This window comes from Polaromonas sp. AER18D-145, assembly GCF_002379095.1.
Taxonomy (GTDB): Bacteria; Pseudomonadota; Gammaproteobacteria; order Burkholderiales; family Burkholderiaceae_C; genus Polaromonas.
This window is the reverse complement of the sequence record NZ_NBZV01000115.1, coordinates 1-1180: the sequence shown is the minus strand read 5'-3', so window position 1 is coordinate 1180 and position 1180 is coordinate 1. Positions and strand designations below refer to the sequence as shown.

Sequence of the window (1180 nt, the reverse complement as noted above, 5' to 3'; positions counted from 1 at the left end):
GGGGCACTGCACCGCCAGACAGCCATTTCTTCAACTCGCCTTTCTTCAGCTTGGCGTTGGATGTCTTGGGCAGTTCATCGACAAACACCACATGCTTGGGCGTTTCGGGGCGGCTGAGCCTGCCGTGACAAAAATCGATAAGCGCCTGCCCCGTCACATCGCTGTGCGAAGGTTTTCGGACGACCACAGCGACTACTGCCTCGCCCCATTCCGTGTGCGGCACGCCGACCACGGCCACCTCCTCCACCGCCGGGTGCTCGACCAGAATCGCCTCGACCGTGGTCGGAAACACTTTCACCGCGCCGGTGATGATCAGGAACTTCTGCCGATCCAGCAGATACAGATAGCCGCGCTCGTCGAGCCGCCCGATGTCGTTGGTGCGCAGCCAGCCGTCCGGCATCGCTTCCGCCGTAGCCTCAGGCAGGTTGCGGTAACCCTTCATCATGGTATTGCCGCGCAGCCAGATCTCGCCGGATTGGCCGATCGGCACCGGTTGGCCCGCCTCGTCGCGAATCGAGCAGTCGTAGCTCATGCTAATGCGGCCGACAGACTTGAGCAGCTCTATCTCCTCGCGCAGCGCATGCTCGTGGTCGGCATCGGTCAGGTAGCTGATCCAGCCAGCTGCGGTTTCGGTCATCCCATAGATCTGCAGCAGCTTGATCCCCTTGAAGGTCGCCCTCGCATCACGGATCAACTTGGGCGTGGCGGGCGACGAACCGTACACCATCATGCGCAGCGAGGACAGATCGTAGTCCTGATTGGCGCGGATTTCAGTAATCGCGCGATGCAACACGGTGGGCACCATAAAGCCAACCGTGACGCGGAAGCGTTCGATGTCGCGCAGGTAGGCCGGGAGATTAAACCCACCATCCGGAACTATGGTCGTCATCCCGTTGCCAAGTCCCAACACATAACACATGACAAGTACCCACGCCGAAGATCCTGGAACACTCCAAACGTCGTCTGGACCGAAGCCGAAGTGACTCAACGAATGAACGATGCAGTTGACACTGCTCTGCTGGGGCAGCATCACGCCCTTGGGCACGCCGGTCGTGCCGGAGGTGTAGCTGACAAAAAGGATGTCGTCGGGCGCCAGCGCTGGCCAGTGCGGCTCACCCTCGGCTTTCGCCAGCAAGCTTTCGTAGTCGCGCTCCAGACCATGGCCTGCGCCATAGCCAAT

General features: G+C 60.8%; 1 protein-coding gene. It reads right to left on the bottom strand.

The features are described 5' to 3' along the window. The coding region (locus tag B7G52_RS23095; protein ID WP_096699990.1) for a class I adenylate-forming enzyme family protein at positions 1-1180 on the bottom strand (1180 nt) is incomplete at both ends.